Here is a 17,089-nt window from a genome sequence, read left to right on the forward strand (position 1 = left end):
AAATTAAGTAAAGGAATTGTATGCCTACAATCAATCAATTGATTCGTAAAGAGCGTAAAAAAGTAGTAAAGAAATCAAAATCTGCTGCTTTAAATGCTTGTCCACAGCGTCGTGGTGTATGTACTCGTGTTTACACAACTACACCTAAAAAACCTAACTCGGCTTTAAGAAAAGTTGCAAAAGTTAGATTAACTTCAGGTTTTGAAGTAATTTCATATATCGGTGGTGAGGGTCATAACCTTCAAGAACACTCAATCGTACTTGTACGTGGCGGTAGGGTAAAAGATTTACCTGGTGTTAAATATCACATCGTTCGTGGTGCACTTGATACTGCTGGTGTTGCTAACCGTATGGTTGCTCGTTCTAAATATGGAACTAAAAAACCTAAAAAATAGTCAAAACTATTTTAAACTAAGAATTCAATAGCTACAGGATTAACCTTTAGTGGTTAATTTTGAGTAAATTTGAATAAACAAATTGAAGTAAGGAAAATTACAAATGAGAAGAAGAAAAGCTCCCGTTCGTGAAATAATGCCAGATCCAATTTATGGAAGCAAAGTTTTAACGAAATTTATAAATAAAATCATGTTAGATGGTAAAAAATCTACTGCAGAAAAGATCATCTATTCAGCAATGGATATCATATCTTCACGTGGTGAAAAAAGTGGTATTGAAACATTTAATGAAGCTATTGAGAATGTAAAACCTATTATTGAGGTAAAAAGTCGCCGTGTTGGTGGTGCTACTTATCAAGTTCCAGTAGAAGTGCGCCCGGTACGTCAGCAATCTTTAGCTATCAGATGGTTAGTAGATGCAGCACGTAAGAGAAATGAAAGAACTATGGCTGAGAGATTGGCGAATGAGTTCATGGATGCAGCAACTGATAAAGGTGCAGCGTTCAAGAAAAAAGAAGATACATATAAAATGGCAGAGGCTAATAAAGCATTTGCTCATTACAGATGGTAACAGGAAACTAAAATGGCAAGAAGTCACAAACTAGAAGATGTAAGAAACATCGGTATTGCTGCTCACATTGATGCAGGGAAAACAACAACAACAGAGAGAATTCTTTTCTATACTGGTGTTGAACACAAAATCGGTGAGGTTCATGATGGTGCTGCTACTATGGACTGGATGGAGCAAGAGCAAGAACGTGGTATTACAATTACTTCTGCTGCGACAACGTGTGAATGGCAAGGGAAACAGATTAACATTATCGATACTCCGGGCCACGTTGACTTCACAATTGAAGTTGAGCGTTCAATGCGTGTACTTGATGGTGCTGTTTCAGTATTCTGTGCTGTTGGTGGTGTTCAACCACAATCAGAAACAGTATGGAGACAACGTAACCGTTATAAAGTTCCTTCAATTGTTTTCGTTAACAAAATGGACAGAACAGGTGCAGATTTCTATGAAGTAGAAAATCAGATCCGTGAGCGTCTTAACGGTAACCCAATGCCTTTCCAACTTCCTATTGGTGCTGAAGATAAATTTGAAGGTGTTATCGATCTTGTTAAAATGAAAGAGATCGTATGGGATGAAGATGCAGCAATGGGTTCTGCATATCATGAACAGGATATCCGTCCTGAACTTCAAGATAAAGCTGATGAGTATAGAGAAAAAATGCTTGAAACTTTATCTGAGGTTGAAGGTAACGATGACTTTGCTATGAAATTCCTTGAGGGTGAAGAGATCACTGAAGAAGAGATCAAAGCAGCGATCAAATCTGCTACTTTAGGTATGGCAATTGTACCGATGACTCCGGGTACTGCATTTAAAAACAAAGGTGTTCAGACTCTACTTGACGCTGTTGTTGATTATCTACCTTCACCGGTTGAAGCTGAGCCTATTCGTGGTACTATGATGGATAACCCTGATGAAGAGGTTATTGTTGAGTCTACTGATGACGGTGCATTTGCGTCTTTGGCATTCAAAATCATGACTGACCCATTTGTTGGACAACTTACATTTATTCGTGTATACCGTGGTTCTTTAGAATCTGGTTCTTATGTTCACAACTCTACAAAAGATAAAAAAGAGCGTATTGGCCGTATCATGAAAATGCATGCTATCAAACGTGAAGAAGTCAAAGAGATCTACGCTGGTGAAATCGGTGCAGTTGTTGGACTTAAATATACAACTACTGGTGACACTCTCTGTGCTCCTGAAGAAAAAGTTGTCTTAGAGAGAATGGAATTCCCAGATCCTGTTATCTCTGTTGCAGTTGAGCCTAAAACAAAAGCTGACCAGGAAAAAATGGGTATCGCACTTGGTAAACTTGCTGCAGAAGATCCATCTTTCCGTGTTAACACTGATGAAGAGACTGGTCAGACTATTATCTCCGGTATGGGTGAGTTACACCTTGAGATTCTTGTTGACCGTATGAAACGTGAGTTTAATGTTGAGGCTGAAGTTGGTGCTCCACAGGTATCTTACCGTGAAGCAATCAAAAAAGAAGTTGATGAAAACTACAAATACGCGAAACAATCTGGTGGTCGTGGACAATATGGTCATGTTGTATTTAAAATGAGACCTGCAGAAGCTGGTGCCGGCCTTGTTTTCAAAAATGAGATCAAAGGTGGATCAATTCCAAGAGAATATATTCCTGCAGTTGAAAAAGGTATGGAAGAAGCTATGCAGGGCGGTGTACTTGCCGGTTATCCTATTGAAGATGTTGAAATTGAACTTTATGATGGTTCTTACCATGATGTCGATTCAAATGAGATGGCATTTAAACTTGCTGCATCTATGGGATTCAAAGAAGCTGCGCGTAAAGCAGATGCCGCTATCTTAGAGCCTATCATGAAAGTTGAAGTTGAAGTTCCTGAAGAGTACATGGGTGATGTGATCGGTGACCTTAATCGTCGTCGTGGACAAGTTAATAACATGGGTGACCGTGCTGGTAACAAAATTGTTGATGCATTCGTACCGCTTTCAGAAATGTTCGGTTATTCAACTGACCTTCGTTCTAACACGCAGGGACGTGCAACATATGCTATGGAATTCGATCACTATGAAGAAGTTCCAAGAAATGTTTCTGAAGAGATTATCAAAAAACGTAACGGATAATTTCCACTCTTACAACACTTTTTATATAAAAGTGTTGTAACCCTTCTCCACCTATTTAATAAACTCCTAAAAATTCTGTTATAATTTCTCCAAAAAATCAAGGTAATTATATGCGTAACTTTTTTCTAGCAGCTTTACTATTTTCTACGATTTTATTTGCACAAAATCCGATTGCATTTGCTGCTTTAGGCGATGTTATTTATAATAATGTCGATAAGATTGCAAAACTGAAAAATATCGATGAATATAAAATATATGATAAAAAGATAGAGAAGTATGTTAGCGATGTGAAAAATGCCAAAAAAGAGGGCTTTGCACTTGAAAACGGCTCGACTGCAGTAACGCGTAAAGCATATCTGAACAAATTACGAAATCTTGCAAAAACAAATGATTTTTTTGTCCATTCGGTTGAGAGCTCTTATGAAGCGGCAAAGAAAAATCAAAACAGCAGACTCTATTCACAGATTATCAATACGGGACTTCTTGATACGAATGAACGTAAAAAAGAGATAATTGACTACTATTTTGCACATCAAGAAGATATGAACGTTACAGGACTTATTCAGTCTTATCTTGATGAAGATGCAAAGCTCCGTGCTAAGAAAGAGGCGCAGCAAAAGCGTATCAAGTCAAAAAAAGAGCGTGAAGCAGAGCGTATAAGAGAGATCAGAGAAAATGATAGACGCCAACAGGAGCTTTTAGAGAAAAAACTTCAAAAAGAGTTAGAAGAGAAGAAGTTAGAGATTCGAGAGTATCAAAAAGAAGAGCTTAAGAAAACCATCTAAACGCTTCATCCTCTGTTGGTCTGCCATCGAGAGTTAAATAAGGCTGATATTGAGCTTTATAGGCTAGTGACGGACAATCCTTTACATAGTATCCCAAATAGATCCATTTCTTACCTGAATTTTTTGCATATTTTATTTGATTGTAAAGAGAAAGTTTTCCCAAAGAGTATTTTGCAAAATCAGGATCGTAGTAGAAATATATGGAAGATATACCATCCGCGAGTACATCTATAAGATCTACTGCAATAAGTTTCTCTTCAAAGAAGTAGAGCACTTCGTAACCAAAATCTTCATGCCCGTTTACAAAAGAGTTGTAATAGTGCTCTGGAGATGTTTGGTTATACTCCCATCCTTTTTTTTCATGCATTGCAAGATGATACTTTTCGAAAATTTCTAAATGCTCACGTGAAAGTGTAGGCCGCTGAATATATGATCGTAAATCTTTGGTTTTTCGCATAATACGTCTTGCAGATTTTGAAAAAGTATAATTCTCTACATCAATTTTTATACTTTTACACTCGTCACATCCTTCACAGATCGGACGGAAGTACATTTTTCCAAAACGTCTGAATCCACGTTCAATCAAATCTTGGCAAGAAGCGGCAGAGCAGCTCTCAATGACCTTATAATGCATTGTCTGTTCTTTGTTATCGAGGTAGGAGCACTTGTCACTGAGTAAAAATTCTTTAAGTAGATTCATACGCTTATTCTGACATAATAATTATTATATTATGCCTAAGGGATATTGATTTGGAATTTTTCTTGAAACATCAAAAAGTTATTATGCGCAGTGTAGGAGCATTCTTGCTTGTAGTCGGTTTTGTTATCAACTTTTGGGTAACACCACAAAAAGCGGTTAGCGCCAATGCATTGGCACAGGCTAATTTAGAAAGAATGGAGGCAAGTGTGCAAGGCTCTTCAGGAGGCAGACAAGCTGTAAAAAAACCCGACACGTCTCATATATCAAAAGCGCTCAAAGCTACACGAGAAAAACAGATAAAATACATGACCATCATAGCGATGGCTCTGGGTGCACTTTTTCTTGGATATAGTTTTATAAAAAAAGAAGAATAAAGAGCAGTTTTAAAGTTATTGTTTATTCTGTGCGATTAGAACACCCTCTATCATCTTGTCCAAATCTCCATCCAAAATAGCGGAGACATTTGAGTAGGCCTCATTGCTTCTTGTGTCTTTGACCTGTTGATAAGGCTGCATAACATATGAGCGAATTTGATGTCCCCATCCTATGTCACTTTTAGCTATACCTGCTTCTTTTGCTTTTTGTTCTTCGAGTTCAAGCTCATAAAGGCGAGACTTTAACATCTTCATGGCAGTCGCTTTGTTTTTATGCTGGCTTCTATCATTTTGACACTGTACCACAACACCTGTCGGGATATGCGTTATACGAATGGCTGATTCTGTTTTATTGACATGCTGTCCGCCGGCACCGCTTGCTCTGTAGGTATCTATACGGATATCTTTGTCTTCTATGACGATATCAATATCGTCATCAATCTCAGGAGAGACCATAACGGAAGAGAAAGAGGTATGACGCTTCGCATTGGAGTCAAACGGAGAGATGCGAACAAGTCTGTGTATGCCGTTTTCGACTTTGAGGTATCCGTAGGCATTGTCACCTTTTATGAGTATGGTGGCATCTTTAATGCCCGCTTCTTCTCCTGTTTGATAATCAAGAACTTCTACTTTAAAATCGTGTCGCTCCGCCCATCGTTTATACATTCGCAGCAGCATCTCCGCCCAATCCTGAGACTCTGTTCCTCCGGCACCTGGATGGATTGAGAGAATGGCATTGCTGCTATCGCTTTCGCCGCTGAGCAGTACTTCTATCTCCATAGCACGAATCTGTTCCTCAAGCTGTGGGGCATCTTCATAAAGTGAGAGAAGTGACTCTTCATCATTTTCCTCTTTAGCCATTTCGTAAAGGTCTTTGGCATCTTCTACGGCAGACTTGGCAATGTTGTACTTTTCAAGCTTGCGTGAGAGCTGGGTTTTTTCTTTTTGAATTTTGGCGGCATTTGCAGCATCGTTCCAAAACTCAGGATCATTTTCAAGATCTTCTATCTCACGCAGCCGTGCTTCTATCTTTTGCGGTTCGACAACGCCGGTAATGTTATGCATCTTCGTTGTGATGTTTTTTAAAAGTTCTGTGTATTCGTAGTTATCCATTTTAGAGGTGCCCTAGAGTTTGGTATAATTGCGAAAGTATAACACATCAAGGTATAAAATGAAGATTATTTCCTCTGCATTAGAATTAAAACAATATCTGCGTGAGCAAAACGGCACGATTGGCTATGTACCGACGATGGGTGCTCTGCATGAAGGGCATATTACGCTCATAAAAGAGGCGCGAAAGAGTGATGAGATAGTTGTTGTTTCCATCTTTGTGAATCCTACACAGTTTTTAGAGGGTGAAGATCTTGACAAATATCCGCGCCGTGATGAAGCCGATAAAAAGATATGCGAATTAGCGGGTGTGGATGTGCTTTTTATGCCTCACGCAAAGGAACTTTATTTTGATGACGAAGTGAAGGTCTGTGCACCAAATGTTCGTGGTTATGTTCTTGAAGGTGCTACGCGTCCCGGACACTTTTCGGGAGTCCTTCGTGTTGTGATGAAACTCTTAAATATTGTCAATCCTACAAATGCCTACTTTGGTAAAAAAGATGCTCAGCAGCTTCATCTTATTGAACTAATGGTAAAGCACTACTTTTTAAATGTCAACATTGTTCCTGTCGATACGGTACGTGACAGTGATGGTTTGGCTCTAAGCAGTCGTAATGTTTATCTCTCAAAAGAGCAGCGTGAGGAAGCGCTGAAAATTCCAAAGTCTCTCTATAAGGCATCTTCATTGGTCTCTCAGGGTGTTTTGGATGTTGAGGAGATAAAAGAAGAGATGCTGCAGATTTTAAAGCCGCTTGAAATAGGATATGTCGCAATTCTCAGTCGTGAGTTTAACGTGCTGCAAAGGGTTGAAATCGGCAATACGGTCATCTTGGTCGAAGCGCTTGTCGGTAAAACAAGATTACTGGACAATGTCTGGCTTTAAATATCCCTCTTCAATCATAATATCGATCGCTTTTTTAAAGACAGGAACGGCAGTCTGTGCGGCAAAGTGACTTTTTTTAGGCTGTATGACTATGACGCCAATGGTATATTTGTGCTGCTTGTCATTGGCAAAACCCATAAAAGCAGTGTTGTATTTATGGATATATTTTCCTTTTTCAACAATATGAGCCGTTCCGGTTTTACCGCCAATGATAAGACCTGGCGTGATAGCTTTTTTCCCTGTTCCTTTATTGACGGTTTTAATGAGTATCTTTTTGACACGTGCAGCCGTTGCACTGCGCAGGACAGTTTGTGCCTCAACGGGGTCGATCTTTTTCTCCTGATGATACTCATCTATGAAGCCTGCTACAATCTGTGGAGTAACCATTTTTCCGTTGTTGTTAAAGACAGAATAGGCGCGCATCAACTGCATAAGATTAGCCCGAATTCCGTAGCCGTAGGCACAGGTTGCTTTGTATATCTCATTTTCAAGGCGTTTTGAAGATGGGATGGAACCAACTTTTTCATAGATCAGATCAGGTGTGGATTTCTGAGCAAAACCGAAACGTTTGAGTCCATTGTTAAACTCATAACCTGAGAGCTTCTGTGCAAGTTGCGCGATACCGATGTTGGATGAGTAGACAATGACGTTCTCGGCACTTAACCAGTCAAATTTATGCTCATCGGTGATAACTTTACGCCCCATCTTAAAACGTCCGTTATGACCATTGACAAGATCATACGGATTGACAAGTTTATGTTCAAGCAGCAGTGAAAAAGTGATGGGTTTTAAAACACTTCCCGGCTCAAAACTGTACTCTATCATACCAGAATTGAGTGAAGGGTAATCACTCTTGTGAATTGATTTTGGCAGGTATCTGTTCGAGCTTGCCATAGCGTAGACCTTTCCTGTAGAAGAGTCCATAATTGCAAGCATAATCTGTTTTGCTTCGAGTTCTGTTTTAGCATTGTCAAGCAGTTTTTCCATACGAATTTGCAGTGAGACAGGAATAGTAAGTTTGATGTCAAGACCGTTGATTTTAGGTTTTGTAAAACTCTCTTTGTTGAGAATGATGTAACTGTTAACATCTCTTTTACCTCGAGAAAATCCATCTTGTCTGGCTGCTAGATCGGCATCAAATCTTCTCTCCAAGCCTTTAACACCACGGATGGATGTATAGCCGTTATCTTCAATTTTATGTGGATAGCCGATGATTGGCGTGAGGAGTCTGCCGTAAGGATACTCTCTGCTCTCACCACTTTCAATGACACTGAGACCATGGACAGAACGCAGACCTGTTCGCGGATTTTTGAGTGCCAAGAAAACTTTGAAACGACGCAGTTCATAAGAGAGTTTTTTAAGATACTGTGCCTGAATCTGTGGAACGTTATAGCTAAGAACGACAACACCTTTTCTGCGTGAGAGACGTTTTTTGATCGCTTTTGGACTCATACCGGAGTAGATACTGAAGAGCTTTATGAAAAGCTCTCTTTTTTGAGGGTCGATGTAGCGCGTGTCGACAACGGCTTTGTAGAGTTTTTTTGTCGTAGCTATATGAAAACCGTCAGCGGAAATGATGTTGCCGCGTTGGGCACGTGAGCTCTCTTTTGCATAGATGGAGGGCATATGACGCTGCTTGATGACAGTAAGCAGCATCACACTTAAAAATACTAAAAATGCGAGAGAAATGAGTACGTAAAGAAGGAGTATCTTCTTGCTTTTATTGCGCTCAGTCATCCTGTTAGAGTTGAGTTCTACTTACTTCTTTGTAGGCGTTGAGTGCTTTGTTGCGAATTTCAAGCATGAGTTTCATACTGGTTTCAGCTTTATTGATCGCTAAAGCTGCCTGATGAAGGTCTTTCACCTGTCCGGTTGCAAGATCTGCTATGGCCTGCTCACTTGTCTTTTGCATATCATTGACTTCGTTGATGGCAGATTTGAGATGCTTTGCAAACTCTTCTCCTCCGCTTGTCGGTTGAGAAAGTGCATCTTTTTGTTTGAGCAGCTCTGCTGTTGACGGTGAGGCTATTTTACTGATATCACTCATAAATCACTCTCTTTTATTGTAATAACGATATAGCGGAACTCGCCATATCTTTTGCACTTTGAAATGCAGCAACATTTGCCTGATAGGAGCGTGTCGCCTCTACTAGATCGGCCATTTCCACAACAGGATTAATGTTAGGATAGGCTACGTAACCGTTTGCATCGGCATCGGGATGATTCGGCTCGTATTTCATAAGCGGTTTGGAATCATCACGCACGACCTTATCAACTATTACGCTCATTATAGCAGGATTTACCTTTTTGCCAAATTGATTTTCATCCAAAGGATCTTCATAGCCTGCCTTGTTTGTTTCATCGGCTATCATGTCATTATAGACATCATTGAAATTCACGGCTTTAAAGACAACCTCTTTACGTCGGTAAGGTCCGCCTTCATCCGTTCGTGTCGTCTGCGCATTTGCTATATTGCTTGAGATGGTATTGACACGGACTCGTTGTGCGGAGAGTCCATAGCCGCTGATGTCAAAGCTGTTGAGAAAGTTGCTCATTTCCTATCCTTAGTTTATTTTTGCCGAAGCATCGATGACACTTCGAAAGATTGCCGTATCTTTTTTGTTTGCCATGACAAGTGCATTGAACATAACAGAGTTTTTACTCATTTCTGTCGTTTCTACATCCAAATCAACAGAATTGCCGTCATTGCGTGCCATATGACCGTCTCGAAAGTAGAGAGAGGGTTTTACTGAACTTTTCTCTTCTTGTGGCGTTAAATGTCTGCCGTTCGTGCGTGCCATTTGCAGTTCATTTGTATGGTTTTTGTAGAGTTCATTTTTTTGAGCCATAAGCGCTTCTTCAAAACGAATGTCACGCGGTCTGTAATTCGGTGTATCAACATTGGCGATATTGGAAGATATCATATCTTGACGAGCTGCTCGAAAGTCCATTGCACGTGCCAAAAGTGAATGTGTTTTAGAGATCTCTATGCTCATTGTATCTTCCTTTATGTGTATTTGTAAATTATAAGCAATTTTAGTTCCAAAAATATAGAAACATGAATAATAAAATATGTGATAAAAAATTATATCACATATACTATTTTTTGAAGAGAAAGTATTGGTTTTAAGTATACTTTAAACAAAATAACTTCATAATGGTTTCTAAGATTACAAGAGTAGTCCAATTTTTACAATTAAGGAGTTCTTATGAAAAGAGCTGGTTTTACAATGATCGAATTGATCTTCGTTATCGTTATTTTAGGTATTTTAGCAGCAGTTGCTATTCCAAAACTTGCAGCAACACGTGATGATGCGAAAATTGCATCAATGGCTACAAATGTTAACCAAATTGTTAGTGATGCAACAGCACACTATACAGGTACAGGTGATTTGAATGTATCGAATACGACACAGTGGAAAGCTGTTACTAATGTTGAACAGAACAGTGGAGACTATGTGTTTACTGCAAATAAAGTAACATATAATAATAAAGCAAATGGTACTTTATGTGGTCAAATTGACTACACGCCACCAGTAGGCGGAACACCTGCTAGCTTAACTGTAACAGCTAAGAATGTTACGGATCCTATTTGTGCAGGTGTAAACAACAGACTTGGTTTAACTGCTGTTGATGCAAATAATTCAGTAACTCTTGGTGGTTCGTCTGTAACTTTCTAATTTACTTAATTCTCAAGCTCCCGCTTGGGAATATATATAAAACAACGTCCTCAATTAAGCAAAATTTAAATTTAAATAATCAAAAAAATGTTATCATATACAATATATAACAGAAGAGGAATCTACATGCAAAAATCAAAAAATGTACCCATGGGGTACTCGTTACACAGTGCTTTTACTATGATAGAACTAGTCTTTGTCATCGTAGTTTTAGGAATCTTAGCAGCGATTGCTATTCCAAAATTTGCTGCGACAAGAACGGATGCACAGATTAGTAAAGGTCGTGCCGATATAGCATCTATTCGTTCTGCAATCATGACAGAACGTCAAACAAGGCTTATTAAAGGTGATTCCTCTTGGATACCAAAGCTGAGTCAAAATGGTACAACACTTTTTACAGGAAGTGATAATAATCATACACTTTTACTCTATGGTATATCTTCAGGAACAACAGATGGACACTGGAGTTCTACTAATGCTGATTATAAGCATTATCGCTATAAGGTAGATGGTTTCAATTGTAATTTTACTTATGACAGCGCTACCGGAAAGTTCACACTCAATGCGGCACAACCAGCTATTTGTGATAATTTAGTGAAATAATTTTTACAAAAATTGTACTACTATAAACTTTCCATTATAGGCTCCCCTCTGGAGCCTTTTACCTATCATTCATCAAAAATTTTACAAAGAGGGGCAGAAGTATCTGTCGAATTTAATAAACGTATAAAGAGAACTGTCGTACTTGAAACATGCATAAAGCCTGAATTTGATACATCTGAGATTATAGAAGTTCATGAGGAATACTATAGTGAAAAGCAGTTTGCTCTTGCTCAGTTTATTTCCTCGTATTATATCTGCTCACTTGGCGATGTCTTAGCCTTGATGACACCTTTTTCTACTTCTGTTAGTGATGAAAATTCTGTAGATTGGGAGTGTGGAAAGCAGTTCTCAATTGAACTCTCACGCAAGCAAAACCAAGCACTTAATTTTTTAAAACAGCACAAAGTCTCCCTTCTCTTTGGTGATACCGGAAGCGGCAAGACTGAAGTCTATATGAAGTATTTTGAAGAGATCTTAGCCATGGGAAAAAGAGCTCTTTTCCTTATGCCTGAGATATCACTCACGCCGCAGATGTCAGAGCGCCTTAAAGTACATTTTGGAGATTTATTCGTCATATGGCACTCGAAACTCACACCTTTACAGAAAAAAAAGGCCCTACAGAAAATTTACAGCGGTGAAGCAAAAATCATTGCCGGAGCGCGTTCTTGCCTCTTTTTACCTGTGAAGAATTTAGGGCTTATTGTCGTTGATGAAGAGCATGATGAGAGTTACAAATCATCTTCACGCCCGCGTTACAACGCCCGTGATATAGCTATCTATATGGGAAAACTGTATGATATTCCTGTTGCGCTTGGCTCGGCGACACCTTCACTGAGTTCCTATGTAAAGTTTCCTCACGCGAGGCTTAAAGGTGGGCATTTTGTATCACAAAAAGAGTTTGTGTACGAAAAGGCTCCCGAGTCTTTGACGCCGCTTATTGAGAACAGTCTGCGTGAGACCTTGGAAAAAGAGGAACAGTCCATTGTCTTTCTGCCGACCCGGGCAAATTTCAAGTATCTAGTCTGCGGCGATTGCGGCCATGCTTTTAAATGTGCTTTTTGCAGTGTTGGCATGAGTCTGCATCAGCACTCTCGGGCGTTGAAGTGCCACTACTGTAACTTCACGCAGGCGATTCCGCAGGTCTGTCCCCAGTGCCAGAGCTCACACTTGGTGAGTTCGCGACTTGGAACGGCTGAAGCTGTCAAGAACATTCAAGAGTTTCTACCTCACGCAAGAATAGAACAGTTTGATAGAGATACCATTACAACAGCGAACAAACTCAAAAAGGCACTCAAGCGCTTTAATGACAAAGAGAGTGATATCTTAGTGGGAACGCAGATGCTCTCTAAAGGACATGATTATCATGATGTTACACTTGCAGTTGTCTTGGGAATGGATAATATGCTTAACATGGGAGATTATCGTGCCCGTGAAAAAGCACTCTCATCCCTCATTCAGGTTGCCGGACGCAGTGGACGTGCCAAAGATGCTCATGTTATTGTGCAGACCTTCAATGAAGATTTTTTTAAAAGTTATATTGAAAATTATGAACTATTTTTGGAAGATGAAAAAGTTTTTCGTGAGGAGTTATATCCGCCGTTTAAAAAGTTATGCCGCATATTGTTTGCTCATAAAAACGGTGCAAAGGCACAGGAAGCTATGCGTGAGATGGAAGCCAATCTACGTGCATTCTCAAATGTGGAAATAGTCGGGGCTAAAAAATGTGCCATAGAGAAAGTGGCCAATAAATACCGCTTTGAGATACTGCTGCGAGCCGATAAAAGTACCGATATCATCAAGGCTGTCAAAACATCAAAGGTAGCTTTAGCCGAAGTGGATATGGACCCTATAGAATTTGGTTGAGTTTTGTGTTGAAAAACCAGTAAAATGCGAGTGATACACCTGTCGTTTTTTGATATGTTTCATCGAACATAAATTTCTTTGCTTCATTCAGGGGAATAGTGATAACCTCTATCTCCTCTTCTTCAAGCCCGCCGCCCTCATTTACTTTCATACTCTCATCTATCTCTGCGTAGTAGAGTGTCTGGTGGGTTCCTGATATACCCACAGAAGTGTAAAAGGAGCTTATCTTTTCGAGATTTTTTATAGGAAGATTATAGCCACACTCTTCAAGAATCTCCTCTTTTGCAATCTGCTCTAGTGAGCACTCTTTATCGACAATGCCGGCACAGAGTTCATACATATAGCCATTGTCCGGATTTTTATTCAGTACAGTAACACGAAGCTGTTTGACGAGAACAAAGGCATCTTTCTCTTTATGGTAAAGAAGTATGGCAACACTGTCGTGGCTCAGTACCGCCTCCCATCTTTTTTGCCTGCCTTTTTGAGTGTAGTTTATCTCTATTGGCTTGATGAAGTGTGTCTCTTTGAGCTCTTTTATGGAGTCTATTTTAGCCATTGTTCTTTTCCATCAGGTGGATATAGGACATATTCTCAAACGGCGGCAGTTTTTTAAAGGATGTTTGATTGTTGAGATGCAGCTCGACGCTCTCGTCATAATTTTTCTTCAGTCGTAAAAAAGCTTTTTTCTCTTTGCCTCGTAATTTTTTTGTTGTTACTTGAACAACACGCAGTGGATTGATGGCACGACCGCGTTTACGAAGTTCAAAGTGAAGGTGTGGACCGGTTGAACGTCCTGTTGTTCCTACATAGGCAATGGTCTGCCCTTTTTTTACATATTTTCCACGATGAATGCCTCGTCTAAAGGATTTAAGATGGGCATACCGTGTTTCATAACCGTCATTGTGACGGATCTTGATCAGGTTTCCATAGGTTCCAAGTCGTGCCGCATAGATTATACGTCCGCTTCCCGCTGCAATGACTGGTGTACCACGGCGTGCAGCATAATCAACTCCAAGGTGTGCTTTCCATTTATGCAGTATCGGGTGCCAGCGTCTTTTGGTGAAGTAAGAAGATATTCTTGCTCCGCGTACCGGACGGGCTAAAAGAAAGCCTTCAACCTCGTGTGCTTTTTCATCATAATACCTGTCATCATCGTTGAGGTAAATATAGTGGCGTTTATGACGCATCTCTATCATGGCAACTTTGAGTGTTGGCATGGAAAAAGGGCGTCCAAGACGATACTTTTGTTCATAGATCATGACAAGAGGATCACCTTGCCTGATGTCATTTTTAAAGTTGAGTGAATGCTTGAAGCTTGCAACGAAGATCTGGGCGAGTTTTTTACTGCCTGTCTCTTTTAAAATAGTATACATCGGTGAGCTGATTATTTTTGAGCTGAACGCTTCTGTTTTTGTTTCAGAGATAATGGGAATAGCTTCAAATTTATAACTTTTTTTATCTTTATAAATATGAATCTGCAGCTCATCATTTAAAGGAAGGAGCATCTGTTCTATGTTGCCTGCATTGTCACGGAGTATCTGGTAGTGAACACCCGAACGCATCTCTTCGGTTAGTCTTTGGTCATCTTTATCAAGGTTGTAGTAAAGCTTACGCAGAGGGAGTTTCTGCCTTTCTAAAAACTGAAGATAAGTTTCACCGTTACTCCATCTGTGTCTCTCAACAGTGGAAGAAAAGAGAGAAGTTGCCAATAAAAAAAGTATGAAAAATCGTATCATTAAAATTAGTCCGAAATAAATATTTGGCAAAGATTATCAAATTTTTGATTAATCTGAGGTTTGTTTGATATAATCGCATAATATTAATACAAAGTTGAACAATGAAATATACGATTTTACTCATATTGATGGTTTCGCAGATGTTTGCATCTGTTATTAAAGCACCTATTCTTTCTGTTGACAATGAAAAAGAGCAGGCGACAATCTCGGTCGATCATATTGACATCGGAGTCAGCGGTTTTGTCGTGCATCATATTACGCCAGAGCACAGCAGCATCTTAAACAATGCTACTGTTGTGGATTTTAACAAAGAGAAGAAGATAGCAACGATTAAAATGACTCCATTCAATGCACTGCGAAACAATGCACTGCCATATGGAAAATGGAAGCCGCAAGTTGGTGATACAGTGGAACTTGCTTTTGGATACAGTCGTGCACTCTTGATAGCACCTAATGAAGAGGTCTATCATCAGATATCCAAGGGTGTCCGCATTCAATGGGTTCATCCGGATCTTTTTGCAACAGTTCTTTCCTTTTCAGGGCATCCTACACCGCTTCGCTCTGATTTTACTTCGTTTGCAAATGCAGGAAGTGTAGGGCTTCTTTTTATCTATCTTGATAAAAAAGTATACACCGTTGACATTAAAAGTTTTAAGATACTGAATATCACCGATGCTCCGCTTGCAGTAAAGAAAAAACAGACACCTTTTTATACACGAGTAGAGAAGATCGATGCAAATTGGTGGGGAGCTGGAAGCAGCGAGATGGATGCCTATGAACCTCATTATTATGAGTTGTTGATAGAAGCAAACAAAAAGAACAAAGCGTTCTATGAAATCGTGAAAAGTCATAAAGAATTGCATGACTTGGCTGATGAATTTGAGATAGGGAAGTAGTATGATTGAATCAAAACATATAGAACATTTTACGGGCATTGTCGGTGAAGAAAATATTTACTCAGATAAAGCGCATCTTATTGCATACTCGTATGATGCGACACGTGAGCATTTTGAGCCGGATGCTGTCATTTTTCCCCGTAATGAAGCGGATGTAAGCGAGATACTTAAATACTGTAATGAGCATAAGATCGTCATTGTCCCTCGAGGAGCAGGAAGCGGTTTTACAGGCGGTGCACTGCCGAGTCATGGCGGCATCGTGCTTGCGATGGAAAAACATATGAATAAGATCTTAGAGATCGATATGAAAAATATGGTTGCCATTGTTCAGCCGGGTGTTATCAATATGGACCTGCAGCGTGCCGTTGAAGAGGTAGGACTTTTTTATCCGCCGGATCCTGCAAGCCAGGACTACTCGACTATCGGCGGTAATGTCAGTGAAAATGCCGGTGGAATGCGTGCGGCAAAGTATGGCATCACAAAAGATTATGTGATGGCTACGCGTGCTGTTTTACCAAATGGTGATGTCATCAAAGCCGGAAAACGTACCATTAAAGATGTGGCAGGGTACAACATCAGCGGTATTTTGATAGCTTCTGAGGGAACACTTGCAGTACTTACGGAAATTACACTCAAACTCATTCCAAAACCGAAGATGACGAAGACGGCTATGGGAATATTTCCAACGGTAAACGATGCGATGGAAGCCGTCTATAAAACAATGGCAAGCGGGATTACACCGGTTGCTATGGAATTTTTGGACAATCTTACCATCCGCGCGGTTGAGCAGACTTTTCATAAAGGACTTCCTGTAGATGCCGGTGCACTTTTAGTAACAGATGTCGATGGGAATCTTGAAGATGATCTGAACTTTCAACTTGATCAGATAGAAAAGGTCTTTAAAGAGAATGGTTGTTCTGAATTCCGTCGTGCAAAAGATGATAAAGAAGCGGCAGATATTTGGTTTGCACGTCGAAACGCTTCGCCAGCACTTTCAGTGTACGGCAGTAAAAAACTCAATGAAGATGTAACTGTACCACGTGCTGTGCTTCCGCAGCTTTTAGAGAAATTTTATGCTATTGCGGACAAATACAGTGTCAACATTCCGTGTTTCGGTCATACAGGTGATGGGAATGTCCATACCAATGTTATGGTTGACGGCAGTGAGCCCCAACAGGTAAAAATCGCTTACAAAGCCATTGAAGAGGTTTTTCAGGCGACAATCGATCTCGGTGGAACACTCTCAGGTGAACATGGCATAGGTCTTGCAAAAGCGCCATATATGAAGATGGCCTTTAGCGATGCAGAAATGGCACTTTTCAAGTCAATCAAAAAAGCTTTTGACCCTAATAACATCTTAAATCCTGCAAAAATGGGATTGGACTAGAGA

General features: G+C 39.9%; 19 protein-coding genes. 11 read left to right on the top strand and 8 right to left on the bottom strand.

The genetic code is table 11. The features are described from left to right. Positions 1 to 20 precede the first annotated feature (20 nt). The 4 genes from rpsL to FM071_RS01340 all read left to right on the top strand — a co-directional run bounded on the left by rpsL (position 21) and on the right by FM071_RS01340 (position 3,854). Complete coding sequence (rpsL, locus tag FM071_RS01325; RefSeq protein ID WP_193111254.1) at positions 21 to 395, top strand: 30S ribosomal protein S12; 375 nt, start codon at positions 21 to 23, stop codon at positions 393 to 395. 103 nt (positions 396 to 498) lie between these two features. Beyond that, a complete protein-coding gene (rpsG, locus tag FM071_RS01330; protein ID WP_193111255.1) occupies positions 499 to 966 on the top strand; it encodes a 30S ribosomal protein S7 in 468 nt (155 codons plus the stop codon). 12 nt (positions 967 to 978) lie between these two features. After that, positions 979 to 3,069 (top strand): elongation factor G, encoded by a 2,091-nt coding sequence (gene fusA, locus FM071_RS01335; RefSeq protein WP_193111256.1) that lies wholly within the window; start codon positions 979 to 981, stop codon positions 3,067 to 3,069. 110 nt (positions 3,070 to 3,179) lie between these two features. Then, positions 3,180 to 3,854, top strand: a complete 675-nt coding sequence (locus tag FM071_RS01340; protein WP_193111257.1) for a hypothetical protein — start codon at positions 3,180 to 3,182, stop codon at positions 3,852 to 3,854. Here the strand turns inward: FM071_RS01340 and FM071_RS01345 are convergent. Continuing rightward, positions 3,838 to 4,554 (bottom strand): arginyltransferase, encoded by a 717-nt coding sequence (locus tag FM071_RS01345; RefSeq protein WP_193111258.1) that lies wholly within the window; start codon positions 4,552 to 4,554, stop codon positions 3,838 to 3,840. The genes FM071_RS01340 and FM071_RS01345 overlap by 17 nt on opposite strands. Positions 4,555 to 4,604: 50 nt before the next feature. On the opposite strand from FM071_RS01345, the gene FM071_RS01350 reads away from it, so the two are divergent. Beyond that, positions 4,605 to 4,928, top strand: coding sequence for a hypothetical protein (locus tag FM071_RS01350; RefSeq protein ID WP_193111259.1), 324 nt, complete (start codon positions 4,605 to 4,607; stop codon positions 4,926 to 4,928). A gap of 15 nt (positions 4,929 to 4,943) precedes the next feature. On the opposite strand, the gene prfB is transcribed toward FM071_RS01350, so the two are convergent. Then, positions 4,944 to 6,041 carry a peptide chain release factor 2 gene (gene prfB, locus FM071_RS01355; protein ID WP_193111260.1) on the bottom strand — a complete coding sequence of 366 codons (1,098 nt, stop codon included), beginning with the start codon at positions 6,039 to 6,041 and terminating at the stop codon, positions 4,944 to 4,946. 58 nt (positions 6,042 to 6,099) lie between these two features. Between prfB and panC the strand changes: the two genes are divergently transcribed. Then, a complete protein-coding gene (panC, locus tag FM071_RS01360) occupies positions 6,100 to 6,921 on the top strand; it encodes a pantoate--beta-alanine ligase (protein ID WP_193111261.1) in 822 nt (273 codons plus the stop codon). Here panC and FM071_RS01365 read toward each other — a convergent pair. Genes FM071_RS01365 through flgB form a run of 4 tightly spaced genes read right to left on the bottom strand, consistent with a single transcriptional unit; the run spans position 6,898 to position 9,917 of the window. Beyond that, a complete protein-coding gene (locus tag FM071_RS01365) occupies positions 6,898 to 8,658 on the bottom strand; it encodes a peptidoglycan D,D-transpeptidase FtsI family protein (protein WP_193111262.1) in 1,761 nt (586 codons plus the stop codon). The genes panC and FM071_RS01365 overlap by 24 nt on opposite strands. A gap of 4 nt (positions 8,659 to 8,662) precedes the next feature. After that, positions 8,663 to 8,968 (bottom strand): flagellar hook-basal body complex protein FliE, encoded by a 306-nt coding sequence (gene fliE / locus FM071_RS01370; protein ID WP_193111263.1) that lies wholly within the window; start codon positions 8,966 to 8,968, stop codon positions 8,663 to 8,665. 13 nt (positions 8,969 to 8,981) lie between these two features. Further along, positions 8,982 to 9,476: a flagellar basal body rod protein FlgC gene (flgC, locus tag FM071_RS01375; RefSeq protein ID WP_193111264.1), complete on the bottom strand. Its 495-nt coding sequence runs from the start codon at positions 9,474 to 9,476 to the stop codon at positions 8,982 to 8,984. Between the two features lie 9 nt (positions 9,477 to 9,485). Next, positions 9,486 to 9,917, bottom strand: a complete 432-nt coding sequence (gene flgB, locus FM071_RS01380; protein ID WP_193111265.1) for a flagellar basal body rod protein FlgB — start codon at positions 9,915 to 9,917, stop codon at positions 9,486 to 9,488. Positions 9,918 to 10,130: 213 nt separating this feature from the next. Here flgB and FM071_RS10705 point away from each other — a divergent pair, with 213 nt between their 5' ends. The 3 genes from FM071_RS10705 to FM071_RS01395 all read left to right on the top strand — a co-directional run bounded on the left by FM071_RS10705 (position 10,131) and on the right by FM071_RS01395 (position 13,067). Continuing rightward, positions 10,131 to 10,601 (top strand): type II secretion system protein, encoded by a 471-nt coding sequence (locus FM071_RS10705; protein WP_226960545.1) that lies wholly within the window; start codon positions 10,131 to 10,133, stop codon positions 10,599 to 10,601. Positions 10,602 to 10,727: 126 nt separating this feature from the next. Further along, positions 10,728 to 11,204, top strand: coding sequence for a type II secretion system protein (locus FM071_RS10785; protein WP_264299365.1), 477 nt, complete (start codon positions 10,728 to 10,730; stop codon positions 11,202 to 11,204). A gap of 12 nt (positions 11,205 to 11,216) precedes the next feature. Further along, positions 11,217 to 13,067 (top strand): primosomal protein N', encoded by a 1,851-nt coding sequence (locus FM071_RS01395; RefSeq protein WP_193111266.1) that lies wholly within the window; start codon positions 11,217 to 11,219, stop codon positions 13,065 to 13,067. Here the strand turns inward: FM071_RS01395 and FM071_RS01400 are convergent. Together FM071_RS01400 and FM071_RS01405 are read right to left on the bottom strand one after the other, a co-directional pair. Next, entirely contained in the window at positions 13,051 to 13,623 is a 573-nt protein-coding gene (locus FM071_RS01400) for an NUDIX domain-containing protein (RefSeq protein ID WP_193111267.1), read from the bottom strand. The two genes, FM071_RS01395 and FM071_RS01400, sit on opposite strands and share 17 nt — an antisense overlap. Next, the gene (locus FM071_RS01405; RefSeq protein ID WP_193111268.1) at positions 13,616 to 14,803 is read right to left on the bottom strand and encodes a peptidoglycan DD-metalloendopeptidase family protein; all 1,188 of its coding nucleotides are present in this window, start codon (positions 14,801 to 14,803) and stop codon (positions 13,616 to 13,618) included. Before FM071_RS01405 ends, FM071_RS01400 begins: the two co-directional genes overlap by 8 nt. A 101-nt stretch (positions 14,804 to 14,904) precedes the next feature. Here FM071_RS01405 and FM071_RS01410 point away from each other — a divergent pair, with 101 nt between their 5' ends. Together FM071_RS01410 and FM071_RS01415 are read left to right on the top strand one after the other, a co-directional pair. Continuing rightward, positions 14,905 to 15,699 (top strand): plasminogen-binding N-terminal domain-containing protein, encoded by a 795-nt coding sequence (locus FM071_RS01410; protein WP_193111269.1) that lies wholly within the window; start codon positions 14,905 to 14,907, stop codon positions 15,697 to 15,699. Position 15,700: 1 nt separating this feature from the next. Continuing rightward, the gene (locus tag FM071_RS01415; protein WP_193111270.1) at positions 15,701 to 17,086 is read left to right on the top strand and encodes an FAD-linked oxidase C-terminal domain-containing protein; all 1,386 of its coding nucleotides are present in this window, start codon (positions 15,701 to 15,703) and stop codon (positions 17,084 to 17,086) included. The last annotated feature ends 3 nt before the right edge of the window (positions 17,087 to 17,089 follow it).

Source organism: Sulfurimonas paralvinellae (genome assembly GCF_014905135.1).
Taxonomy (GTDB): domain Bacteria; phylum Campylobacterota; class Campylobacteria; order Campylobacterales; family Sulfurimonadaceae; genus Sulfurimonas; species Sulfurimonas paralvinellae.